The sequence below is a fragment of the Thauera terpenica 58Eu genome, from assembly GCF_000443165.1.
GTDB classification, from domain to species: Bacteria; Pseudomonadota; Gammaproteobacteria; order Burkholderiales; family Rhodocyclaceae; genus Thauera; species Thauera terpenica.
The window spans coordinates 1-21,298 of the sequence record NZ_ATJV01000069.1 but is presented as its reverse complement, the minus strand read 5'-3'; the positions used below and the strand labels follow the sequence as shown (position 1 = coordinate 21,298).

The following is a 21,298-nucleotide window of genomic DNA, read 5'->3' as shown; positions in this document are numbered from 1 at the left end:
AGACCCTCCTGCCCTGGAATCTCAAGGCTGAGCATCTGATCACGGCGTAGCGAACCCGGGAAGAATGGGGTTTGTGGAGCGCTTACCTTTGACCGACACTGATCCGGCACCGATCCTGACGCCTGCGGCACGTCCTTGTGCCGCTCTTTCCATGGGGAAGCAGCGCAGGAGAAATCGGAGGCCCGGTCATGCAAGGAACGAACGTGCTGTTCGGTCAGATCGCCGTGGTATTCGGCATCGTGATCGTTGGCGTGTGGGGCGCCACACAATGGACAGCCGCTACCCTTGGTTATCAACTACGCCTTGGCTTGCCTTGGTTTGATGTTCTTGGGACGTCGGTCTACCACCCGTGGAAGCTGTTTGAGTGGTGGTTCTTTTTCGACGCTTACGCGCCGCGCGTGTTCGATGCCGGCGGTGCCATCGCGGGCGGCAGCGGCCTGCTGGCGGTGGCGGTCGCCATCGGCATGTCGGTCTGGCGCTCGCGGCAGTCGCGCCTAGTCACGACCTACGGCTCTGCGCGATGGGCCAACGCGCAGGACATTCGCAAGGCGGGTCTCACACAACCGTCCGGCGTGTTCCTTGGCCAGCACGACCGCCAATACCTGCGCCATGAAGGCCCGGAACACGTCCTGACCTTCGCGCCCACGCGCTCGGGCAAGGGCGTGGGCCTAGTGGTGCCGACGTTGCTGTCCTGGTCAGCCTCGGCCGTCATCCACGACATCAAGGGCGAGAACTGGCAGATCACGGCAGGCTGGCGCTCGCGCTTCTCGCATTGCTTGCTGTTCAACCCCACCGATGCGAAATCGGCGGCCTATAACCCGCTGCTGGAAGTCCGGCGCGGCGCGCATGAAGTGCGCGACGTGCAGAACATCGCTGACATTCTGGTCGATCCCGAAGGCGCGCTGGAGAAGCGCAACCATTGGGAAAAGACCAGCCACGCGCTATTGGTCGGGGCCATCCTGCATGTGCTTTACGCAGGCGAGGACAAGACACTGCGCGGCGTCGCCAACTTCCTGTCCGATCCGGCCAGCCCCTTCGAGATGACCTTGCACCGGATGATGACCACACCGCACCTCGGCGATAGCCCGCATCCGGTGGTGGCCTCCGCTGCGCGTGAAGTGCTCAACAAGTCGGACAACGAGCGTTCCGGCGTGTTGAGCACCGCCATGTCGTTCCTCGGCCTGTACCGCGATCCCACGGTGGCCGAAGTCACCTCGCGCTGCGACTGGCGTATCGCCGACCTGATCGCAGCCGAGCATCCGGTGTCGCTGTATCTGGTGGTGCCGCCTTCGGACATTTCGCGCACGAAGCCGCTCATCCGCCTGATCCTCAACCAAATCGGGCGACGCCTTACCGAATCGCTCGATGGCTCCGACGGCATCGAGCGCCGCCACAAGCTGCTGCTGATGCTCGACGAGTTTCCGGCACTGGGGCGTCTGGACTTCTTCGAGACGGCGCTGGCTTTCATGGCGGGCTACGGCATCCGCAGCTTCCTCATCGCGCAGTCGCTCAACCAGATCGACAAAGCCTACGGTCAGAACCATTCGATCCTAGACAACTGCCATGTGCGCGTTACGTTCGCCACGAACGACGAGCGCACCGCCAAACGGATCTCCGAGACGCTGGGCACGGCCACCGAGCTGCGCGCGCAGCGCAACTACGCGGGCCACCGGCTCGCGCCGTGGCTGGGCCACCTGATGGTGTCGCGCCAAGAAACCGCGCGCCCGCTGCTGACGCCGGGCGAAGTCATGCAGCTTCCGCCTGACGAGGCCGTGGTGATGGTGTCCAGCGTGGCGCCGATCAAGGCGAAGAAGCTGCGCTACTACGCGGACGCCAATTTCAAGCGCCGCGTGCTGCCGCCGCCTGCACTGGCGAACGGGCAGTACGCGGACGCGCCGCCGTCGCGCTCGGATGACTGGAGCGGCCTGGCTATTCCCGCCATACCCGTCGCGCCTACGTCCGATACCGCCGAGGGCTTCGCTGCCTCTGCCGATGACGGTGGCCCGCGCCGTCAGCCCGAACTCTCCGAAACCGTCGCCTACGACCCCGAGCTGGCCGCGCCCGCGGCCGACCTTGGGCTGCTCGATGACGACGACCTGCCGCTTCCCCTTCCTCGCCAGCTCGATCCAGCCATGCAGCGCACGGCCCGGCTGGCATCGCTGAATCCCAACGACGGAATCGAGCTATGAGCCACTACCGCCTCAACCTGTTCATCCAGCCGGAGCACGCCAAACGACTCGATGAGCTGGCCGCCAAGAAAGGCGTGTCCAAGTCATCCATCGTCGCGGCGGCGCTCGCATCGTGGCTGTCGCCCGATGCCGCCGACCAGCGCGAGGCGGCCATTGCCAAGCGGCTTGATCGCCTGTCGCGCCAGGCCGAGCGCATGGAGCGCGACCAGAACATCGCCATCGAAACGCTGGCGCTGTTCATCCGCTACTACCTGACCGTCAGCACGCCGGTTCCCGAGGCGCACCAAGACGCGGCACGCGCGCAGGGCAAAGCGCGCTTCGAGCAGTTCACCGAGCAGCTTGGCCGCCACCTGCTGCGGGGCCGCAGCCTGGTGCGCGACGTGGTGGAGGAACTGCATCCCGATCCGATACGGATGGAGGACGCGGCGGCAGCCGCCCAAGCGCGGGAGCGTGCGTCATGAGCGCCGTTCCCCAATCCATGACCGCCACGTCGCTCGACCGCCGCATCCAGATGCTGCGCACGGCGATGGGGCCGCTGATCGCCGCCGCGCTCGAAGACCCGGACGTGGTGGAGGTGATGCTGAATCCCGATCGCACCCTTTGGGTGGATCGGCTTTCCAGTGGGCGCGCGCCGATGGGCGTGGAACTGCCCGAGGCGGACGGCGAGCGAATCATCCGCCTCGTGGCCGCCCACGTTGGCGCGGAAGTGCATCGCGGCCAGCCGCTGTTGTCCGCCGAGTTGCCCGAAACGGGCGAACGCTTCGAGGGCATTTTGCCGCCGGCAGCGCCGGGGCCGGCCTTCGCGCTGCGCAAGCGCGCCATCGGCGTGATTCCGCTGGAGCGGTACGTCATCGACGGGATGATGACCAGCGCGCAGGCGGGCTTTCTCGTTCGCGCCGTGCGCGAGCGGCAGAACGTGCTGATCGCCGGCGCTACCAGCAGCGGCAAGACCACGCTCGCCAATGCTTTGCTCGCCGAAATCGCCGCCACCGGCGACCGCGTGCTGGTGCTCGAAGACACGGTGGAACTGCAATGCGCGGCCCGCGACCACGTTCCGCTGCGCACGCGCGCAGGCGTGGTGTCCATGACCGAGCTGGTGCGCTCGTCCATGCGCCTGCGGCCTGATCGCGTCGTCGTCGGCGAGGTGCGCGGCGCAGAGGCGCTGGATCTCATCAAGGTGTGGGGCACGGGCCACCCCGGCGGCATCGCCACGATCCATGCCGGCTCCGCGTTGGGTGCGCTGCTGCGCCTGGAGCAACTGATTCTCGAAGTGGCGGTGAATCCGCCCCGTGCGCTGATCGCCGAAGCGGTCAACGTGGTGATCTACATCGCCGGGCGCGGGCGCAAGCGCCGCATCGAGAGCATCGCCCGCGTCGTCGGCTTCGACGGCGTGGGCTACCAACTGGCGGACGCGCTGGAAACGCCGTTTCCCGAGCTGCCGCCACTTCCCGATGCCGCACCCGCTGCGGCGACTTCCCCATCCCCTGACTCACTTGGAGAACTGCCATGACGCAGATGACCATTCCTGCTTTCCGTTTTTCTGCAAATCCGGCTTTGCGTCTTGCGCGGCTGCGCTGCCTGGCCCGCCCTGCGGGGCAAGGGCTGCTGCTGGCCGCGCTGCTGCTGTTCCTGGCCGGAACCGCACAGGCCGCCGGTTCCTCGATGCCGTGGGAAGGCCCGCTGCAATCCATCCTCGAATCCATCCAGGGGCCGGTGGCGCGCATCGTCGCGGTCATCATCATCATCGCCACGGGCCTGGCGCTAGCGTTCGGCGACACGTCGGGCGGATTCCGCAAGCTGATCCAGATCGTCTTTGGCCTGTCCATCGCGTTCGCCGCGTCCTCGTTCTTCCTGTCGTTCTTCAGCTTCTCGGGCGGTGCCGTCGTATGAGTGCCCCGGATACCTTCGCGGCCGGCTTCGAGGTGCCGGTGCATCGCTCGCTCACCGAGCCGATCCTGCTGGGCGGCGCACCGCGAACGGTCGCCATTGCGAACGGCACGCTCGCCGCCGCTGTCGGGCTGGGCCTGCAACTGTGGATTCCCGGCGTGGTGCTCTGGATCGTCGGCCATTCGCTGGCGGTGTGGGGTGCGCGCGTCGATCCGCAGTTCATGGCCGTGTTCGCGCGGCACATCAAGCACAGGCCGCTGCTGGACGTGTGAGGGGAATGCCATGCTGAACCTTGCCGAATACCGCCAGCGCCCGGCCTTGCTTGCCGACTGGCTGCCCTGGGCCGGATTGGTGGCGCCGGGCGTCGTGCTGAACAAGGATGGCTCGTTCCAGCGCACGGCGCGCTTTCGCGGGCCTGACCTCGACAGCGCCACCCAGGGCGAGCTGATCGCCACGTCGGCGCGCTTGAACAACGCGCTGCGTCGCATGGGATCGGGCTGGGCGCTGTTCATCGAAGCCGAGCGCCGGGCCGCTGCCGACTATCCGCACTCGGCGTTTCCCGAGCCGCTGTCGTGGCTGGTGGACGAGGAACGCCGCGCCACCTTCGAGGAATCTGGCAACCACTTCGAGAGCGGCTATCACCTGACGCTGGTGTACCTGCCGCCCGAGGAATCCCGCGCCCGAGCGGCCGGGATGCTGTACGAGAACCGGCCCACCGAAGGCGTGGACTGGCGCGAGCGCCTGGCGGCCTTCATGGCGGAAACGGATCGCGTCTTCGACCTTCTCGATGGCGTGATGCCGGAAATCGCGTGGCTGGACGACGGGCAGGCGCTGACCTACCTGCACGCCACCATCTCGACGCGGCGCTACCGCGTCGGCGTGCCCGAAGTGCCATTCCATATCGACGCGCTACTGACCGATTCCGCGCTGGTCGGCGGCCTGGCGCCCATGCTGGGCGACCAGCACCTGCGCGTGGTGTCGGTGCGGGGCTTCCCGACCTCGACCTGGCCGGGGATTCTAGACGACCTCAACCGCCTGGGCTTTGCGTATCGCTGGAGTACGCGGTTTCTGTGCCTCGACAAAGCCGAGGCGGAACGGGAATTGGGACGCCTGCGCCGCCAGTGGTTCGCCAAGCGCAAGAACGTGATCGCGCTGCTGCGCGAAACCATCTTCCAGCAGGAAAGCCCACTGGTCGATACCGACGCGAGCAACAAGGCGGCGGACGCGGACGCCGCCCTGCAGGAGCTGGGCAGCGATCAAGTCGCCTTCGGCTACCTCACCGCCACGGTGACGGTGCTCGATGCCGACCCTGCGGTGGCCGACGAGAAACTGCGCATGGTGGAGCGCGTCATCCAGGGACGCGGCTTCGTCACCATCCCCGAAACCCTCAACGCCGTGGATGCGTGGCTGTCGTCCGTTCCCGGCAACGCCTATGCAAATGTCCGGCAGCCCATCGTCTCGACGCTGAACCTGGCGCACATGATGCCGGTGTCGGCGGTATGGGCCGGGCCGGAGAAGAACGACCACCTGGGCGGGCCGCCGCTGATTGTCACCCGCACCGAAGGCGCAACGCCGTTCCGGCTGGTCACGCACATCGGCGACGTGGGCCACACGCTGGTCGCGGGGCCGACGGGTATGGGCAAATCGGTCTTGCTCGCCACGCTGGCGATGCAGTTCCGCCGCTATCGCGGCTCGCGCATCTTCGCGTTCGATATGGGCCGCTCGATGCGCGCCACCATTCTCGGCCTGGGCGGCGAGCACTACGACCTTGGCACGGATGGCGAAATCGCCTTCCAACCCTTGGCCCGCATCGACCGCGAGAGCTACCGCACCTGGGCGGCCGAATGGATCGAGGGCCGCTTGCTGCACGAAGGCGTCGCAGTCGGCCCCGACGAGAAGGCCGCTATTTGGTCGGCGCTGGGAAGCCTCGCAGGCGCGCCGGTGGAGCAGCGCACGATGACGGGGCTTTCCGTGCTGCTGCAATCGAACGCGCTGCGCCAAGCGCTCGCGCCCTATGTGCTAGGCGGCGCGCACGGCAAGCTGCTGGACGCCGACCATGACCGATTGGGCATGGCCGACGTGCAGTGCTTCGAGATGGAGGAGCTGATGCACAGCAAGGCCGCCGTCATGGCCGTGCTGCATTACCTCTTTGCGCGCTTCGACGAACGCTTTGATGGCGCTCCCACGCTGCTGATCCTCGATGAAGCGTGGCTGTTCCTCGATGACCCAGTGTTTGCCGCGCGCATCCGCCAGTGGCTCAAGACGCTGCGCAAGAAGAACGTCAGCGTCATCTTCGCCACGCAGTCGCTGGCCGACATCAAGGATTCGAGCATCGCGCCCGCGATCATCGAAAGCTGCGCTAGCCGCATCTTCCTGCCAAACCCGCAGGCTACCGAGCCGCAGATTCGCACGATCTACCAGGGCTTCGGTCTCAACAACCGGCAGATCGAAATTGTCGCCACCGCGCAGCCCAAACGCGACTACTACTACCAGTCCCGCCTCGGCAATCGCGTGTTCGACCTCGACCTGGGGCCGGCGACGCTGGCGTTTGCGGGCGCTTCTACGCCGCAAGACCAGCGCGACATAGACCGCGTGCTGCTGGACGCCGGCGTGCCCGGCTTCGCGGGCGCCTGGCTGCGCCATCGCGGCCTCGATTGGGCGGCCGACCTGCTGCCCTCGTTCCCCGGCCTCGCGCCGGGTTCCCTCGCTGACCAACCCCTGGAGAACCTGCCATGAAAAAGCGTTTTGTCGCCGCCGCCATCGCGACCATGCTTTGCACCGCCACCGCCCATGCGCAATGGGTCGTGGTCGATCCCACGAACCTCGTGCAGAACACGCTGACCGCGATCCGCACGCTGGAGCAGATCAACAACCAGATCCAGCAGCTTCAGAACGAAGCGCAGATGCTGATGAACCAGGCGCGCAACCTCGCCAGCCTGCCGTCCAGCGTGGTGAACCAGTTGCGCGCCAACCTGGCGACGACCGAGCGGCTGATCGCCCAGGCCCGAGGCTTGGCCTATGACGTGACGAATCTGGATCGGGAGTTCGCGCGCCTGTATCCCGAGCAGTACGCCGCCACCGTCAGCGGCGACCAGATGTACCGCGACGCGCAGGAGCGTTGGCGGAACACGCTCAACGGCTTGCAGACCACGATGCAGATGCAGGCGCAGGTGTCGCAGAACCTGGGCGAAGACGAAAGCGTGCTGGCCGATCTTGTGGGCAAGAGCCAGTCGGCCGAAGGCGCGCTGCAGGCGATGCAGGCCATGAACCAGTTGCTGGCCTTGCAGGCCAAGCAGTCGATCCAGTCGCAGCGGCTTCAGATCACGCAAGACCGGGCCACTTCGCTGGAGCTGGCGCGGCAGGCGGCGGCCACGGAGCGCGCCCGCGAAGTGCGGCGGCGTTTCCTGGGCGATGGCACGCCGTACACGCCGCAGTCAGTGAACTTCTACGGCAACTGACGGGAGGCCGCCATGCGATGCGTCCTCGCCCCGTCTGTTGTGGTGCTTGTCGTGCTGCTGGCCGCTTGCGGCAAGCAGCCGGCCGACAACCTTGCCGATGCTCTGGCCGCCGATCCCGTGCGGCTGAAGGCATTGCGCGCGCAATGCGCGGCAGACCGGCAGGCCGCGGGCGAGGACGCTTGCCGCGCCGCCGCCGAAGCCTTCCGGCGGCGCTTCTTCTCCGGCCAGGCTGGGCCGGATGAATACCAGACCTTGGCCGACTTGCCGCCGATCCCGCCGAGCTTCGATGAACCGGCCGATGGCATGGAGCCGGCCGTTCCCGCCGAACCGGAGAACACGCCATGAATGACGTGACCATCATCGACCAGTTCCTCAACACCTTTGCCGCGTATATCGACTCGGGTTTCGGGCTGCTGCGGGGCGAAGTGGCGTTCCTCACGGCCACGCTGATCGTCATCGACATGACGATCGCCGGCCTGTATTGGGCCATGAGCCATGCCACCGGTCAGGGCGAGGACGTGATCGCCAAGCTGCTGCGCAAGGTGCTGTACGTCGGCGCCTTCGCCTACATCATCAATAACTTCAACTGGCTGGCCAGCATCGTATTCCGCTCGTTTGCGGGATTGGGCATCACCGCCACCGGCTCGGCCATCACGATGGAAAACTTCCTGCAGCCGGGCCGGTTGGCGAAAACCGGCATCGACGCCGGGGCGCCGATTCTGGAGCAGATCGGCGAGATGGCGGGCTTTCCCGAAGTGTTCGTGAACCTCGACCCCATCGTGGTGATGTTCCTCGCGTGGCTGGTCGTGGTCTTGTGCTTCTTCGTGCTGGCGATCCAACTGTTCATCACGCTGATCGAGTTCAAGCTGACCACGCTCGCCGGATTCGTGCTGGTGCCATTCGCGCTCTGGAACAAGACCGCGTTCCTCGCCGAAAAGGTCTTGGGCAACGTGGTGGCCTCCGGCGTCAAGGTTCTGGTGCTGGCCGTGATCGTCGGTATCGGCTCGGGCTTGTTCGCTCAGTTCCAAGTCCATCCCGCCGAGCCGTCTATCGACCACGCGCTGGTCATCATGCTGGCCTCGCTCACCTTGCTGGCGCTCGGGATCTTCGGCCCCGGCATCGCCACGGGCCTCGTGTCCGGTGCGCCGCAGCTCGGCGCTGGCGCAATGGCCGGTGCTGCTGTCGGCGCTGCCGGCACGGCCGTCGCCATCGGCGCCGCCGCGACGGGCGTGGGTGGCGCCGTGGCTGCTGGCGCGCGCATGGCCCCGGCTGCCGCCAAGCTGGCCGGTAGCGGTGCGCGCGCCGCCACGTCGGCGGCCAGCAGTGCGAAGTCGGCGTTCCAGGCCGGTTCCGCCGCCGCTGGCGGCGGCGCAAAGGGCGCGATGGCGGGCCTAGGCAACGTCGCCAAGACCGGCGCGCAGTCCACCGGACGCGCGGCTGCATCCCGCGCCTCCGCTGCCGGGCAACGCATGGTCGCTCCCTTCCGCGCTGGCTGGAATGGCGCTGCCGCCGATGGCGGCGCGGGCGCGGCATCCGGTCAGGGCGCCGCAGGCGAGGCCGCATCCGGCGCCGCTACCGCGCAGACGCAGGAACAGCCCGCTTGGGCCAAGCGCCTGCATCGTCGCCAGCAACTCACCCATGCCGCGACCACCACCGCCCACGCGCTGCGCGGTGGCGATGGCGGCGGCTCCGGCCAGGGGCCGAGCCTGCGCGATTCCGATTCATAAGGAGAACCGACCATGCGATTCAAGAAACCGCAGGTGCGCTACGCCGACACGCCGCAGCCTGCCACGCCGTACCAAGCTGCCGGCCAGGTGTGGGACGAGCGCATCGGCTCGCCGCGCGTGCAGGCGAAGAACTGGCGCCTGATGGCCTTCGGCTGCCTGACGCTCGCGCTGCTGATGGCCGGCGGCCTGGTGTGGCGCTCGGCACAGTCCATCGTGACGCCCTACGTCGTAGAGGTGGACAACGCGGGCCAGGTGCGCGCCGTGGGCGAAGCGGCCACGCCATACCGGCCCAACGATGCGCAGACCGCGCACCACATCGCGCGCTTCGTGACGCTGGTGCGCTCGCTGTCCATCGACCCCATCGTGGTGCGGCAGAACTGGCTCGACGCCTACGACTACACGACCGACAAGGGCGCGGCCGTGCTCAACGACTACGCACGGGTCAACGACCCGTTCGCGCGCATCGGCAAGGAGTCGGTGACGGTGCAGATCACCAGCGTCGTGCGCGCCAGCGACACGTCTTTCAACGTGCGCTGGACGGAACGCCGCTACGTCAACGGCGCCGCGGCGGGCTTGGAGCGGTGGACGGCAGTGGTGTCCATCGTGCTTCAGCCGCCGCGCACCGAGGAACGCCTGCGCAAGAACCCCCTGGGCATCTACGTCAACGGCCTGTCGTGGAGCCGCGAACTGGATTCTTCCGAAGGAGCCAAGCCATGAATGATCTTTTCCGTAAAACCGCTTTGCCGGTGATCCTGCTTGCCCTCGCGGGCTGCGCCACGCAGGGCAAACCGCCGCCGACCATCTCGCTCGATGAGCCGGTGCAGGCCCAGCCATTGCCCGAGCCACCTGCGCCGGTGGAGGTGGTGGCCGTGCCCGAGGTGCTGCCGATGCCAGCGCAGTTGAAGCCAGAGCCCGAAGCCGAGGACGCCAAGCCCGTGCCAGAGCCAGCCGATGAGAAGGTGCGCGTCTCGCGCGCCAATGCCGAGGCGCGTGTTGCGCCCACGCGAGAGGGCTACGTCAACGCGATTCAGGTATGGCCCTTCACGGATGGCGCGCTCTATCAGGTCTATGCGGCCGTGGGCCGCGTGACCGTGGTTTCTCTCCAGCCGGGCGAGGAGCTGGTGACCGTAGCCGCTGGCGATACCGTGCGCTGGATCGTGGGCGACACGTCCAGCGGCAGCGGTGTCGAGCTGCGCGTGAATGTCTTGGTCAAGCCGATCCGCTCGGGCCTGAAGACCAATCTCGTCATCACCACCAGCCGCAGGACGTACCTGCTGGAGCTGGCTTCGACGGAAAAGACGTGGATGGCGTCGGTGTCCTGGGAGTACCCGCGCGACCGGATGCTGGCTTTGCAGCGCCAGGCGCAGGCGGCCAGCGCTGCCGCGCCGGTCGATACCGGGCTGTCGTTGGAGAACCTGCGCTTCCGCTACGCGATCAGCGGTAGCAACCCGCCGTGGAAGCCGCTGCGCGCGTTCGACGACGGGCAGAAAGTCTATATCCAGTTCCCCGCCGGCATCGCGCAAGGCGAGCTGCCGCCGCTGTTCGTGATCGGGCCGGAAGGCGACGGGCAACTGGTCAACTATCGCTTCCGCTCACCGTACTACATCGTGGATCGGCTGTTTGGCGCCGCCGAACTCCGCCTGGGCGGAGACAAGGGCGACGTGGTGCGAATTGAGCGCACGGACGGCGTTGCGCGGAGGAACTGACCATGAGCCAAGACGACGCTCCCGACCTTGCCACGCCACAGGCGGGCAAGATGGCGCCCGAGGCGGTGGCGCTGCGCGCCCAGCCGCGCCCGGTCACGCGCTTGAACCGGCGCACGCTGGCCATCCTCGTCGGCGGCCTGTCGGTCGCCGTGCTCGGGGCCACGATCTGGTCGCTGCAACCGCAGCGGCGTGGTACCAACGAGCAGACCGAGCTTTACAACGTCGATCGCGTCTCAAAGTCCGAAGGACTGGATGGCCTGCCGGCCGACTACTCGAAGCTGCCGCCGAAAGTGCCCGAGCTGGGGCCGCCGCTGCCGGGTGATCTCGGCCCGGCTATTGTGAACTCGCAGCAGCCGGTGACGCCGGCGTATGCGCCGCCGGGCCACAACCCCGAAGATGCTTTGCGCAAGGAGGCCGATGCGGCGGCGGCTTCGTCGATGTTCTTCCGCTCGGGTGGCCAAGGTGCCGCCACGGTAGCGCAGGCAGCGCCGGGTGCGCTTGGCGCGGCAAACACGCTCGCGGCCTTCGACCCGCTTGCTGCTGGGCCGGCCTCGACGGCGGCCCAGCCTGCCGACCCGACCGCCGCGCAGAACCGGCAAGACCAGAAAGAGGCGTTCCTGAAAGCCGGTTCTACGGAAACCCGCAATTCCGGCAATCTGGCGCTGCCCGCGTCCCCTTATCAAGTGATGGCCGGAACGGTGATCGCCGGCGCGCTGGTGACAGGCATCAAGTCGGACTTGCCGGGCGACGTGATCGGCACCGTGACGGAGCCGGTCTATGACACGGCCACCGGCAAGTTCCTGCTGATCCCACAGGGGTCGCGCATCCTCGGGCGCTACAACAGTCAGGTCAGCTACGGGCAGAGCCGCGTGCAAGTGGTGTGGAACCGGATCATCTTGCCCGACACGTCCTCGCTGACGCTCGACAACCTAGTGGGCACCGACCCGGCCGGCTACGCGGGCTTGGAGGACGACGTGGACTGGCACTGGAACCGCATCTTTGCCGGTGCGGTGCTGACGACGCTGCTGGGCGTCGGCGCAGAACTGGCTGCGCCGGAGAACCGCCAGGACGGCAACCGCATCGTGATCGCCGGGCGTGACAGCGCCCAGGACAGCATCAATCAGGTCGGCCAGGAGATCACCCGACGCAACATGAACATCCAGCCGACGCTGACCGAGCGGCCTGGCCTGCCCGTGCGAATCATCGTCAACCGGGATCTGGTGCTGCGGCCGTACCAGCCGCTGTTCTTCAATCGGGGAGCTTCGCAATGAGCACGACCAAGAAGCTGCGGCTCGGGCCGCTGCCCAAGACCGAAAGCGTCAAACTGACCTTTGCCTGCCCGGCCAGCTTGAAAGCCGACCTTGACCGCTACGCGGCGCTGCATGCGCAGGCGTATGGCGAGGCGGTCGATGCCGTGACACTGATCCCGCACATGCTTGAGGCGTTCATCGCGGGCGATCGGGGATTCAGGAAAGACTCGACCCCTGCTATCCCGAAGCCGCCGCTGCGGAACTCACCCCCTTAGTTCAAGCGCGTGTCGCTGCCGAGTGTCGACGGGCGTCTTCACGTAGCTGATTCCCGGATTTCCAAGAACTGCCACCAGCAACCGGCACACCATCGCCTGCATTTGCAGTGTGGTGTTGCCCGGATCTGCTGCGGGCTGGTTGCCACCGTAGATCGAAAAGCCCAGCGGTCCATCGAAGAACAAGGCTTCATGAACGGTGTCGTTTCGGACGACGGATAGCGACGAGGGAGTCGCCTTGTCGCTCTTGGCCCAATCGGGTACGGGCATATCGAATTTTTCGCACATCCACTGGACGCGCCCCGCATGTGGCACAGAAGGCTTTTGCGCCTCCTTGACTACGACGAGCTTGAAGCAGGCGTCCAGCGCCATGTAAAGGTATTGGAACTGCTCGAAGGGAAGGCTATGCGGATACTGCGCCAAGAACAAGGCATGGATGACAGCCGCAACGCGCTTTGGCGCACGTGGATCGCCGCCTTCCGAGTCCAGGTAGTCCAGCGCTAACTCGATGACGTCAGCCACAGTGCAGCGAACCAGGGCGAAATCAACAAGCACCCCAGATTTAATGGGCGTCGCATCAAGAAAGCCCGCCTCCGTTGTCGTCAGCCGCATACCGAAAAAGAAGGACAAACACCAAACCACGAAATCGAGCTCTTCTCGGCTCCTGCCTTCATGCAGCGTCAGGACATGGGTCTTGGGCAGGCCGAAGACCCGGGCGTTGTACGGCATCGAGCGAACGTTTCCGCTCATGAAGTCCCGCTGCTGCTGAGCACCCGGATAAATCCAGTCCTTGAAGGCATTGGGGTCCCCGACAACGGTGGCCACGCTATTTTCGTGGTCCGGGAGCGTTTGGACGGAGAAACGGCCGGTCGCGATGTCGCAGGGCTTGGGGTAGTAGCCGAACTCGATGGCAATCCCATTGAGCGGCGCGCTGAGTGGTTGCTCCATCACAGTACAGGTGGCCTCATGAACATTGTTTCGTAAATTATCTAATCGACCCTGCTCTGACAGAACAATTCACGGTCAATTTTGTGAGCCAAGTTGGATGGCACCCTCCCCGCTTCGCCCCAGCGAGTTGTTCCGATTGCTGACGATAGTCACCATAGATCCATACGAACACAGCGCCTTAGGAACCCTCATGCTCGCTCACGTTCATTGCACCGATGCTGGCGATACCGCCTTGCCGCCGAAGGCATCCATTCCTCGTCCGGGTACGGATGGGTACGAAGACCTTCCTCAGTTTTCGGCCAAACTTCCCCTCCCGTTCCGCCGCACCATTCGCCGCCAAGATTTGCACCAGATCGTCCCTTTAGCGGACACGACGATCTATGGAATGGAGCAACGTGGCGAGTTTCCACGCCGATTCAATCTGACCTCGCGCTGCGTTGTTTGGGATCTGGAGGAAGTCGAAGCTTGGATTGAAGCTCGCAAGCAGTCCTCTCGGTCCGGTGCTATCACCAAGCCCAACGGACCTGATGTCAGGCTACGCAAGCGCCGACCCGTGCTCGATGTAGCTTCGACGTAGCAATGTGGCTAGGCGATCAGCAGTTTGAGCTCTCGCGCCGCTGCCACGGGCAGTCGATGAACTTCCTTGGTCAAATTAACTTCCAACGCTGCACGCGCGGTCTCCAGCATCTTTCGCTCAAAGGCATAGCCCCCCTTCTCTTCCAGCCAGCCCAGCACTTCGGCCAAGTGCCAGATTGAGGCGCTGCCCTCGTGCACCGGTGCTGGAAAAGTCGCAGCATGAGAAAGCATCACCTTACGCATTGCTTGGCGCGACACGCCCACCAATTCGGCGACATCGGTCAGCCCAACGAAATCCGGTGCCGCCTCCACGAGCTTCGCCAAGGGGACAGCACGCTTCACGTCGGCCAGCGCACTGCGCACCGCGGCCTGCGCGTTTTCAGCTTCGCGGGTGAACTCAAGCGCCAAGCGACCCGGCTGCCCGATACCCACCAAGGCGTCATCACAGCCGGCACTGCCGAGACGCTCGACCAGCACATCCGGATCACTGTCGTGCTCGGCGAGCTGGTACTTCAGGATGAAGGTGTATTCCATGGATCAGTCCTCAGATGACGATTCAGCTTCGTTTCGTTGCTGATGGATCGTGCAGTTATCCACGACCCGCCGCAGTGCTCGGGCATGATTGCCAGGGTTCTTCGGCGTGCTCCACACGCTCGTAATGCAGAACTCGCCGCAGCGGCACTCATCGTCGTTGTAAGGGCAGTAAATCTTGCCCCACGCATGACTGCCCCCGACCGTGACGCGCCAGCCCTGCGTTTCCGCATGCTTGAGCGCATCTTCGACCTCCTTCTTTGGATGAGAGGAACGGGCCATTCAAGGTCTCCAGTATGGGGATGAATCGTCAGGTTGTCAACTGACAACCTGACGTTAAGTGACTCAGACCGATGCGCTCAGCACAGGCACGACCGTATTGCTCGGCAACAGCGTGGGCGCGTATGCGCCACCCTCCACCCAGGCATCGACCATGTTGGCCCACTCCTGCAGCATGTGGCGGCGCGGCTCGGCGTATTCGGCCTTGTTGTAGACCGAGCGCGAGGAACGGCCGTCTTCATGCGCCAGGCACTTCTCGATCCAGTCGCCGTTGAAGCCGACCTCGTTGAGCAGCGTCGAGCCGGTGCGGCGCAGGTCGTGCACCGTGAAAGGTTCTAGCGGCAAACCGGCAGCTCTGGCGCGCTCGGACACGATCTGGGTCACGCGGTTGAGCGTCGCCTTGGACATACAGCGGTCGGCATCGTAGCGCGACGGCAGGACGAACTTCGACCCCGCTGCGCAGGTGTGCAGCGCAACGAAGATGTCCGCAGCCTGGCGGGACAGATAGACGACGTGCGGGTTGCGACCCTTCATTCGTGATTTTGGGATCGTCCAGGTCGCGTTCTCGAAATCAAGCTCGGCCCATGTCGCCTCGATCAATTCGCTCTTGCGTACCAGCGTCAACAGAATCATGCGCAACGCCAGGCGAATGGTCGGATAGGTGGCCACCGATTCCATCTGCCGGTACATCAGACGGATCTCCATCGGTGACAGCGCTCGATCCTTGGGCACGAAGGTCGCGATCGAAGCCGCGCCCACGCCATCGGCCGGGTTGTCGACCTTCTCGCCGTGCAGGATGGCGAAGGCGTAGACCTGCTTCACGATGTCGCGCACGTGGACGGCTGTGGCGGGCGCGCCGCGAGCCTTCACCTTGTTGCACAAAGCGCGCAGGTCGTCGGCGCTGACTTCGTTGAGCAGCCGGTTCTTGAACGCCGGCAGGATGTCCCGATCAACGATGCTCTTGCGCATCGCACGCGTGCTGTCGGCCATCTTGGCGTCGGCAAGCCATCGGGCAGTCATGTCGCCGAAATTCTTGGCAGCGGTCAGCCGGCGCTTCTCGCGCTGCTTCTCGTGCGCCGGGGACCTGCCCTCGGCAACGGCTCTCTTGGCGTCGAGCAGCTTTTCGCGGGCCAAGGCCAGTGAGATGCCGGCCGGCCCATAACGGCCGATGGTCAGCGTTTCACGCCGGCCGTTGAGACGGTAATCGTAGCGGAAGGTGACGGTACCGGTGGGCGATACCGTCACGTACATGCCGTCACGGTCGGAAGCCTTGTAAGTCAGGGACTTAGGCTTGAAGTTACGCAGTGCGGTGTCGGTAAGCATCGAGGTTTTTCCTCCTGTTCTTGACGGCTTTTACCGTCAGGGGTCAGGAGACCTGCTGATGCCTGGAAAGCCGCATGAAACAAGCTTTCCAGAGGAGACATTTACCATCAAAGACCGGTTTGGTCTCAATAGTAAACGGGAGGGTCTTAATCAGACCTCCAGTTCTTACCGTCAGTTCTACCGCCAACCTGTTTTGCTGGCCGGCGATAGCCACCGATAGCTTCCGCGACGTATTTCTTTCTAGATCAATACGTTACGGCAGTTTTTCGATAGTTGGCGATAGTCCCTGAAGGACCTGATTTCACTCCCACTCGATCGTCGCCGGTGGCTTGCCCGAGATGTCGTACACCACCCGGTTGATGCCCCGCACTTCGTTGATGATGCGGTTGGGGGGCGCGGTTTTCTGCACGGATAGTGCAGTGACATCAACGACTTGCACGCCTTGACGTGGTCGAGTGTTCAGCCCTTGTCCAAGCCCTGTCCAAATGGGGCTGAGAAATGAGCGTTAGACAGCGGGGGGCAAAGTGGCAAGCCCGTGTAACGGTGGCTGGACAGACAGTCACAAAGACCTTCACACAGCGCGCCGACGCTGAGAAGTGGTCTCGACATCAACAGGTGGCCTTGGAGCGCGGCGAGTATCAACCACCGCAAGCGGTTGTCACTCTCCGGGAACTGATCGAACGATATGAACGCGAGTGCCTACCCTCGAAGCGGGGACAGGCTCAGGAACGCTACGTCCTGGAGCGGTGGAAGCGTTCAAGCCTTGCCGGGAAGACGTTGGCGTCCCTGAAGCCTGCCGACATCGCGCGAGCGCGCGACGAGCGTCTGAAAGAGGTCAGCCCCACATCCGTGCGCCGTTACCTGGACACCTTGTCCGCTGTCTTCGAGGTTGCGCGCAAGGACTGGGAGCTGACCACCACGAACCCAGTCCGCTCCATCCGCAAGCCCCCGCCTGGACGCGCGCGTGAACGTCGAGTGTTGCCCGACGAGATTGTCCGCATCATCAGCGCGACCCAATCCAAAGATCTGCCCGCCGTCGTGGTCCTCGCAGTCGAGACGGCGATGCGTCGCGCCGAAATCCTAGGCCTCGAGTGGTCGAACGTCGATCTAGACCGGCGTATCGCCTACCTTCCGCTGACCAAGAACGGAGACAGCCGCGCAGTGCCGCTTACCCTTCGTGCTGTCGAAGTGCTGAAGGCGATCCCCAAACGCCCGGATGGCAAGGTGTTCAAGCATAACGGCACCTCCCTGTCCGAGGCCTTCAGGCGTGCCGCTGCCCGCGCACGACAGGCCTATGAGCACGAGCGTCAGCAGGCCGGCGCAACACCCGAAGAGATCGAGGAGGACAACTACTTGCGCGATGTACGGTTGCATGACTGCCGGCATGAGCGTGTCAGCACCTTAGTGGAAGCTGGCTTTGGCCTGATGGAAGTCGCAGCAATCAGCGGTCACAAGACCCTGCAATGCCTGAAGAGATACACGCATGTACGAACCGAGCACTTGATCAGCAAGCTTGACGCCATCCGCGCTTGACCTCCTAACCCTTACCCGAACCGAAACCCAAGGACAGAACCATGACCACGATTGTTTGCGGAATCATCACTAACGACCCGATCAACCTTGATTCGATCAAAATCGCTTATGAACACCTTGCTGATGTACCTGCCGTCTGGATCGATGTTGCCATCGATCTTCAGCGCCCGTGATGCAGCGCAAGGGCTACGACCGGGCACAGTGTACTGCCGCGATGCCTGCAAGCCCTGCAGGTGCGTCCCGGTGACCTTGACGTGTTCGTGACCGTCGAGAACGCCGCAGAAGCCTTGCAGGTGCTGGCGCTAGGGGGTGTGGTCGCCCGAGTGGGCGAGGACGGCGGCAGGGGCGCTGATGGCGCCCTGGACCTGCGCGGGATGGCGCCGAAGGCTGCCGCGCGGGAGCTGGCGCGGGTGGTGGGGTGACCCGCCTCAGCAGGTCGAGCGAGGGCGCCCTTTTTCATAAGCTCGGCTTATACTATGGCAGTCAGGGGCACAGGCTGGGTAGCTCCCAGCCTGCAGCCCGAAACCTGCCCCCATCGGCGCCCCTGACCCTTCCTGGGGGCTGGGGGCAGTCCCATGACCAAGCTGTTTTCCGTCGCTCGACGCGACGACCCGTCACAACCTCGCCCGGCTGTTTATGCCGGCAGGGCCGAACACATCGCGGCGCTGGTGGCCAGAAAGCCCGCGCCGGACCCTGAACACATCGCGGCTGATCCCTCGCCCTCGCCCTCGCCCGCAGCGCCGGAGCCGTGGTGGCGCGACGCAAAACGCCGCACAAAAGCGGAGATGTTCGGGAGGGCGGTACGGGGCGAGTACCCCACCCGGCTGCCGTTGGAGTCGATTATTGCCCTGGCAAGTTTGACCCTCGACGGCGCGTGGGCGCCGCAGGAGCTTGCCGAGATCCGCAAGCGAGTGGACTCGCTGCTCGCAGCCGGCCTGCTGCAGCCTGGGGACGATCACCTGTTCGGGCAAGAGGCTGTGCGGGAGGTGCTGCCGGCGCTGGCGCTGCCCGAGGGTGCAGCCCTGGTCGCTTGGCTCGGGGCTAAGGCTCCAGCGAAACGCCGCGGGTCGGGTGCAGAGACAAAGGCGGTTAATCGGGCAGCGACGGCGCAGGAAGTAAGGGGCCGTGACGCTAGCACGGCTGCTCAACCATGGGCGCAGGAATGGCAACGAGAGTGGCAGCCGATTATGCGCGTTCTCGGGGGCGCTCAGTCGCTTGGCAAGTTGGACGAGTTGCTGAAAGGGACTGAGTTTCAGTTCGCTCCAACGGACTTAATCAAGGCGCTCAGGAAGTGGGACGAGACCGGCAGATGGGGCGCGGTGCCCAAGAAGACTGACCAAGTCTTAGCGAGTACGCTGCGACGCTTTGTGCCATCCCACACGTGGCTCACAGGCAACCGCGGGAGCGCCGAGGAGAAAGAACAGCGTATCTCGCTCCTGGTCGAGTGCTATCAAATCGGGAAGGAAGCGGACAACGACGAGGAACTAGGCAGGCTCCTCGAGTCGGCCGGGGTGGGGCCGCTCCTGAGGGTGGCGTAATCACGTGAAAAATCACGTGATCCCGTGATCCGATCGGGCAACCCAGCTGAAATGGCATCACTTCCTAAACCACAAGAGGTGATGCCAAATGAGCACCCGAAAGGACCACTACCAAGAAGCGCCCGCAAACCCGTTCCTTGCCGTGTCCCGGCTAGCGCGGCTTGTATGGGCACTCGAAAACGCCAAGCCGATGCTTGCCGACGTACTGGACGCCGGCGCAAACCACCCTGCTTTTCATAACCTGCTAATCGAGTTGGGCAACCTCGATTATCTCGTGCGTACGCTGCCGATACCCCGTGACCCAAGCGGGCACCCCCTGCACCCGACCGACGTGAAGGGGGGGCGTTGAGATGGACTGCACTAATGATGCTAACAAGCAACGGGCACAGGTGCTCGCGCTCCTGAAAGCCTACACGGCGCTGACGACCGACCAATTCAGGGCACACGGGGTAATGCACCCGTCAGGCCGGATAATGGAACTTCGCCGCGAAGGTCATCAAATCATTACCGAGCGGTCCCGCGTGACTGGTCTCGATGGCCGGCTTCACACTCAGGCTCGCTATGTGCTGCTCGGTCGGGGTGCGAAATGATTTCACACTTCGATAACGACATCGGGCTGTGCGATTCCGGCACCTATGCGTTTGGGTCGGGCAAGGACGCGTGGCAGGACGTTACCCCAGCCGAGTTGCGGGAGATGCTTGAAGGCACGTCCCCGCCTGCGTTCCGCACCGTGCTTGTGCGGCATGGCGCGGACACTTATCAAGGTCCCTTCCACATCGATGTTGATGCAGGCGACATTGAAGAAGCTATCGAAGCAATGCGCAAGGTGCTCGATAAGCTGCAAGCGCTTGGACTGGACCTCAACGCCGTGCGCCTGTTCGCAACGGGGGGCAAGGGCTTTCATGCTGAGGTTCCGGAAGCCTGCTTCATGTCGAAGCCTGGGCCCGTCGATGGGTTGCCGCGCATCTATCGGCAAATGGCTCATGCAGAATATGTCGATTACTGGGACCTTCGGGTATATAGCGGCGGGCGCGGCAGGCTTTGGAGGGTGCCAAACATAAAGCGGGAGAACGGCGCACATAAGGTGCCGGTAACCGCAAGTGAAATCAGGTCGATGACCCCTGAAACCTATGCACAACTATGCAGCGAGCCTCGCCCCTTTCCTGCGCTGGCTGCACCTGTGCTGTGTCCTGGGCTTGCTGCTTTGTTCACACAGGCGCGCGATAAGGTGGCGTCGAAGGCGAGCCGCGTACGTAAGTGGTCGGCGGCGGAGACTGAAATACGCCAGCGCTTCAGCGGCAATTGTCCGCCGTCCCTTCAAGCTGTGATGGGCGGACAGGTTCAATCCCCGGTCGGCTTCAACGAATTGGCGCTGCAAGTGTGTTTGCTTGCCCATGCCCTGTGCTGGGACGAGGACAGGCTTATCGCTGAATGCAAGGGCTTGATTGCTAATCACGATAGTGATGGACATCGGTATAACTCCCCTCGCAAGCGAGAGAACGAGTTGCGGCGGATGTTCGATTACACGTCGGGCAACGTCGCCTATGAATTTTCGGTCGGCGGGCTTCGCTCGGTATTGCCAAAGGGTTCAAAGTGCCCGGACCTTCAAGGGCTGGAAGCCGACAAGGACGAGGGCTCGCCCGATTACGTGGAACTGCTCGATGCGGCTGATGGAGACGTGGGCGAAATCGTTGCCGTAGCCCGCAAAGCTGTTGTTGATCCTTCGCTATCGAAGACGGAAGCCGAAACGGTTATCAAGCGTGCCGCGAAGTCGGCGGGCGTCGCTGTGAAGGTGCTGAAAACGGACATCTATCAGCCCGAGGACCATGATAAGCGAGCCGTTATCGATGTTCGCCGGAACGACTACAGCGCCAGCGTTGATAGCTGCATGGCTGTGTTGCCATCGGTTCCCGGGCTGCGTGTTCGTGCTGGCGCCCTGGTCGAGATCGTTCGCGGTGTCGGGGGCGTGGCTGTTGTTCCTGTCGCCTTGCCGCGTGCGTATTCCGATCGTTCGTGACCGGTCAGTCCAGTTCGACGTGATCACCAGTTCCGATTCGTACTGATCAGTCGTCCCGGTGCTC

Annotated in this window: 25 protein-coding genes and 1 pseudogene; 21 read left to right on the top strand and 5 right to left on the bottom strand. The window is 64.4% G+C overall.

Going from position 1 to position 21,298, the window contains the following annotated elements; all coding sequences use genetic code 11:
• Nucleotides 1-203: 203 nt before the first annotated feature.
• The 13 genes from M622_RS33430 to M622_RS33370 are packed head-to-tail and all read left to right on the top strand — an operon-like array spanning nucleotide 204 to nucleotide 12,492.
• Nucleotides 204-2,189 carry a conjugal transfer protein TraG gene (locus M622_RS33430; RefSeq protein ID WP_442478137.1) on the top strand — a complete coding sequence of 662 codons (1,986 nt, stop codon included), beginning with the start codon at nucleotides 204-206 and terminating at the stop codon, nucleotides 2,187-2,189.
• Nucleotides 2,186-2,650 carry a ribbon-helix-helix protein, CopG family gene (locus tag M622_RS33425; RefSeq protein ID WP_021250037.1) on the top strand — a complete coding sequence of 155 codons (465 nt, stop codon included), beginning with the start codon at nucleotides 2,186-2,188 and terminating at the stop codon, nucleotides 2,648-2,650. The genes M622_RS33430 and M622_RS33425 overlap by 4 nt, the downstream gene beginning before the upstream one ends.
• Complete coding sequence (gene trbB / locus M622_RS33420; protein WP_031347150.1) at nucleotides 2,647-3,699, top strand: P-type conjugative transfer ATPase TrbB; 1,053 nt, start codon at nucleotides 2,647-2,649, stop codon at nucleotides 3,697-3,699. The genes M622_RS33425 and trbB overlap by 4 nt, the downstream gene beginning before the upstream one ends.
• A 5-nt stretch (nucleotides 3,700-3,704) precedes the next feature.
• Nucleotides 3,705-4,079, top strand: coding sequence for a TrbC/VirB2 family type IV secretion system protein (locus M622_RS33415; protein ID WP_428839556.1), 375 nt, complete (start codon nucleotides 3,705-3,707; stop codon nucleotides 4,077-4,079).
• A complete protein-coding gene (locus M622_RS33410; RefSeq protein WP_021250035.1) occupies nucleotides 4,076-4,348 on the top strand; it encodes a VirB3 family type IV secretion system protein in 273 nt (90 codons plus the stop codon). Before M622_RS33415 ends, M622_RS33410 begins: the two co-directional genes overlap by 4 nt.
• Nucleotides 4,349-4,358: 10 nt before the next feature.
• Entirely contained in the window at nucleotides 4,359-6,812 is a 2,454-nt protein-coding gene (trbE, locus tag M622_RS33405) for a conjugal transfer protein TrbE (protein WP_021250034.1), read from the top strand.
• Nucleotides 6,809-7,534, top strand: coding sequence for a P-type conjugative transfer protein TrbJ (gene trbJ, locus M622_RS33400; protein ID WP_021250033.1), 726 nt, complete (start codon nucleotides 6,809-6,811; stop codon nucleotides 7,532-7,534). The genes trbE and trbJ overlap by 4 nt, the downstream gene beginning before the upstream one ends.
• A gap of 12 nt (nucleotides 7,535-7,546) precedes the next feature.
• The gene (locus M622_RS33395; protein WP_031347148.1) at nucleotides 7,547-7,879 is read left to right on the top strand and encodes a hypothetical protein; all 333 of its coding nucleotides are present in this window, start codon (nucleotides 7,547-7,549) and stop codon (nucleotides 7,877-7,879) included.
• Nucleotides 7,876-9,261 carry a P-type conjugative transfer protein TrbL gene (gene trbL, locus M622_RS33390; protein WP_021250031.1) on the top strand — a complete coding sequence of 462 codons (1,386 nt, stop codon included), beginning with the start codon at nucleotides 7,876-7,878 and terminating at the stop codon, nucleotides 9,259-9,261. Before M622_RS33395 ends, trbL begins: the two co-directional genes overlap by 4 nt.
• A gap of 12 nt (nucleotides 9,262-9,273) precedes the next feature.
• Nucleotides 9,274-9,978 carry a conjugal transfer protein TrbF gene (gene trbF, locus M622_RS33385; protein ID WP_005304512.1) on the top strand — a complete coding sequence of 235 codons (705 nt, stop codon included), beginning with the start codon at nucleotides 9,274-9,276 and terminating at the stop codon, nucleotides 9,976-9,978.
• Entirely contained in the window at nucleotides 9,975-10,967 is a 993-nt protein-coding gene (trbG, locus tag M622_RS33380) for a P-type conjugative transfer protein TrbG (protein ID WP_021250030.1), read from the top strand. Before trbF ends, trbG begins: the two co-directional genes overlap by 4 nt.
• 2 nt (nucleotides 10,968-10,969) lie before the next feature.
• A complete protein-coding gene (locus tag M622_RS33375) occupies nucleotides 10,970-12,238 on the top strand; it encodes a TraB/TrbI/VirB10 family type IV secretion system protein (protein ID WP_021250029.1) in 1,269 nt (422 codons plus the stop codon).
• On the top strand, nucleotides 12,235-12,492 hold the full coding sequence (locus tag M622_RS33370; protein ID WP_021250028.1) for a DUF2274 domain-containing protein: 258 nt from the start codon (nucleotides 12,235-12,237) through the stop codon (nucleotides 12,490-12,492). The genes M622_RS33375 and M622_RS33370 overlap by 4 nt, the downstream gene beginning before the upstream one ends.
• Here M622_RS33370 and M622_RS33365 read toward each other — a convergent pair.
• A complete protein-coding gene (locus M622_RS33365) occupies nucleotides 12,481-13,437 on the bottom strand; it encodes a hypothetical protein (RefSeq protein ID WP_021250027.1) in 957 nt (318 codons plus the stop codon). The genes M622_RS33370 and M622_RS33365 overlap by 12 nt on opposite strands.
• 190 nt (nucleotides 13,438-13,627) lie before the next feature.
• On the opposite strand from M622_RS33365, the gene M622_RS40925 reads away from it, so the two are divergent.
• Complete coding sequence (locus M622_RS40925) at nucleotides 13,628-14,014, top strand: helix-turn-helix transcriptional regulator (protein WP_021250026.1); 387 nt, start codon at nucleotides 13,628-13,630, stop codon at nucleotides 14,012-14,014.
• Nucleotides 14,015-14,022: 8 nt separating this feature from the next.
• Here M622_RS40925 and M622_RS33360 read toward each other — a convergent pair whose 3' ends face one another.
• The 4 genes and pseudogenes from M622_RS33360 to M622_RS40175 form a co-directional block, all read right to left on the bottom strand.
• Nucleotides 14,023-14,547 carry a helix-turn-helix transcriptional regulator gene (locus tag M622_RS33360; RefSeq protein ID WP_021250025.1) on the bottom strand — a complete coding sequence of 175 codons (525 nt, stop codon included), beginning with the start codon at nucleotides 14,545-14,547 and terminating at the stop codon, nucleotides 14,023-14,025.
• 3 nt (nucleotides 14,548-14,550) lie between these two features.
• Nucleotides 14,551-14,826, bottom strand: coding sequence for a hypothetical protein (locus M622_RS39770; RefSeq protein WP_044422174.1), 276 nt, complete (start codon nucleotides 14,824-14,826; stop codon nucleotides 14,551-14,553).
• A gap of 63 nt (nucleotides 14,827-14,889) precedes the next feature.
• Nucleotides 14,890-16,146: a tyrosine-type recombinase/integrase gene (locus M622_RS33355; RefSeq protein ID WP_021250024.1), complete on the bottom strand. Its 1,257-nt coding sequence runs from the start codon at nucleotides 16,144-16,146 to the stop codon at nucleotides 14,890-14,892.
• Between the two features lie 301 nt (nucleotides 16,147-16,447).
• A pseudogene (locus M622_RS40175) lies at nucleotides 16,448-16,534 on the bottom strand (GMP synthase (glutamine-hydrolyzing)); the annotation flags it as partial.
• A gap of 227 nt (nucleotides 16,535-16,761) precedes the next feature.
• Here M622_RS40175 and M622_RS0120415 point away from each other — a divergent pair.
• The 7 genes from M622_RS0120415 to M622_RS33330 all read left to right on the top strand — a co-directional run bounded on the left by M622_RS0120415 (nucleotide 16,762) and on the right by M622_RS33330 (nucleotide 21,234).
• Nucleotides 16,762-17,679, top strand: a complete 918-nt coding sequence (locus M622_RS0120415; RefSeq protein WP_169375140.1) for a tyrosine-type recombinase/integrase — start codon at nucleotides 16,762-16,764, stop codon at nucleotides 17,677-17,679.
• A 41-nt stretch (nucleotides 17,680-17,720) separates the two neighbouring features.
• Nucleotides 17,721-17,852, top strand: a complete 132-nt coding sequence (locus tag M622_RS40725; RefSeq protein ID WP_021250021.1) for a hypothetical protein — start codon at nucleotides 17,721-17,723, stop codon at nucleotides 17,850-17,852.
• Nucleotides 17,853-17,912: 60 nt separating this feature from the next.
• Entirely contained in the window at nucleotides 17,913-18,101 is a 189-nt protein-coding gene (locus M622_RS33350; protein WP_021250020.1) for a hypothetical protein, read from the top strand.
• A gap of 153 nt (nucleotides 18,102-18,254) precedes the next feature.
• Entirely contained in the window at nucleotides 18,255-19,217 is a 963-nt protein-coding gene (locus tag M622_RS33345) for a hypothetical protein (RefSeq protein ID WP_157282068.1), read from the top strand.
• Between the two features lie 88 nt (nucleotides 19,218-19,305).
• Nucleotides 19,306-19,566, top strand: coding sequence for a hypothetical protein (locus M622_RS33340; RefSeq protein WP_021250018.1), 261 nt, complete (start codon nucleotides 19,306-19,308; stop codon nucleotides 19,564-19,566).
• Nucleotide 19,567: 1 nt separating this feature from the next.
• Nucleotides 19,568-19,807 (top strand): helix-turn-helix domain-containing protein, encoded by a 240-nt coding sequence (locus M622_RS40830; protein WP_021250017.1) that lies wholly within the window; start codon nucleotides 19,568-19,570, stop codon nucleotides 19,805-19,807.
• Nucleotides 19,804-21,234 carry a bifunctional DNA primase/polymerase gene (locus M622_RS33330; protein WP_021250016.1) on the top strand — a complete coding sequence of 477 codons (1,431 nt, stop codon included), beginning with the start codon at nucleotides 19,804-19,806 and terminating at the stop codon, nucleotides 21,232-21,234. The genes M622_RS40830 and M622_RS33330 overlap by 4 nt, the downstream gene beginning before the upstream one ends.
• Nucleotides 21,235-21,298: the final 64 nt, after the last annotated feature.

Excerpts from the sequence above, each read along its gene's own strand:
- trbB (WP_031347150.1), top strand. The coding sequence starts at position 2,647 with ATGAGCGCCGTTCCCCAATCCATGACCGCCACGTCGCTCGACCGCCGC.
- M622_RS33370 (WP_021250028.1), top strand. The coding sequence starts at position 12,235 with ATGAGCACGACCAAGAAGCTGCGGCTCGGGCCGCTGCCCAAGACCGAA.
- M622_RS33340 (WP_021250018.1), top strand. The coding sequence starts at position 19,306 with ATGAGCACCCGAAAGGACCACTACCAAGAAGCGCCCGCAAACCCGTTC.
- M622_RS40725 (WP_021250021.1), top strand. The coding sequence starts at position 17,721 with ATGACCACGATTGTTTGCGGAATCATCACTAACGACCCGATCAACCTT.
- M622_RS33330 (WP_021250016.1), top strand. The coding sequence starts at position 19,804 with ATGATTTCACACTTCGATAACGACATCGGGCTGTGCGATTCCGGCACC.
- M622_RS33395 (WP_031347148.1), top strand. The coding sequence starts at position 7,547 with ATGCGATGCGTCCTCGCCCCGTCTGTTGTGGTGCTTGTCGTGCTGCTG.
- M622_RS33365 (WP_021250027.1), bottom strand. The coding sequence starts at position 13,437 with ATGGAGCAACCACTCAGCGCGCCGCTCAATGGGATTGCCATCGAGTTC.
- M622_RS33345 (WP_157282068.1), top strand. The coding sequence starts at position 18,255 with ATGACCAAGCTGTTTTCCGTCGCTCGACGCGACGACCCGTCACAACCT.
- trbG (WP_021250030.1), top strand. The coding sequence starts at position 9,975 with ATGAATGATCTTTTCCGTAAAACCGCTTTGCCGGTGATCCTGCTTGCC.
- trbL (WP_021250031.1), top strand. The coding sequence starts at position 7,876 with ATGAATGACGTGACCATCATCGACCAGTTCCTCAACACCTTTGCCGCG.
- M622_RS33415 (WP_428839556.1), top strand. The coding sequence starts at position 3,705 with ATGACCATTCCTGCTTTCCGTTTTTCTGCAAATCCGGCTTTGCGTCTT.
- M622_RS33375 (WP_021250029.1), top strand. The coding sequence starts at position 10,970 with ATGAGCCAAGACGACGCTCCCGACCTTGCCACGCCACAGGCGGGCAAG.
- M622_RS33425 (WP_021250037.1), top strand. The coding sequence starts at position 2,186 with ATGAGCCACTACCGCCTCAACCTGTTCATCCAGCCGGAGCACGCCAAA.
- M622_RS33360 (WP_021250025.1), bottom strand. The coding sequence starts at position 14,547 with ATGGAATACACCTTCATCCTGAAGTACCAGCTCGCCGAGCACGACAGT.
- trbJ (WP_021250033.1), top strand. The coding sequence starts at position 6,809 with ATGAAAAAGCGTTTTGTCGCCGCCGCCATCGCGACCATGCTTTGCACC.
- M622_RS40830 (WP_021250017.1), top strand. The coding sequence starts at position 19,568 with ATGGACTGCACTAATGATGCTAACAAGCAACGGGCACAGGTGCTCGCG.
- M622_RS33410 (WP_021250035.1), top strand. The coding sequence starts at position 4,076 with ATGAGTGCCCCGGATACCTTCGCGGCCGGCTTCGAGGTGCCGGTGCAT.
- trbF (WP_005304512.1), top strand. The coding sequence starts at position 9,274 with ATGCGATTCAAGAAACCGCAGGTGCGCTACGCCGACACGCCGCAGCCT.
- M622_RS39770 (WP_044422174.1), bottom strand. The coding sequence starts at position 14,826 with ATGGCCCGTTCCTCTCATCCAAAGAAGGAGGTCGAAGATGCGCTCAAG.
- M622_RS33355 (WP_021250024.1), bottom strand. The coding sequence starts at position 16,146 with ATGCTTACCGACACCGCACTGCGTAACTTCAAGCCTAAGTCCCTGACT.
- M622_RS40925 (WP_021250026.1), top strand. The coding sequence starts at position 13,628 with ATGCTCGCTCACGTTCATTGCACCGATGCTGGCGATACCGCCTTGCCG.
- trbE (WP_021250034.1), top strand. The coding sequence starts at position 4,359 with ATGCTGAACCTTGCCGAATACCGCCAGCGCCCGGCCTTGCTTGCCGAC.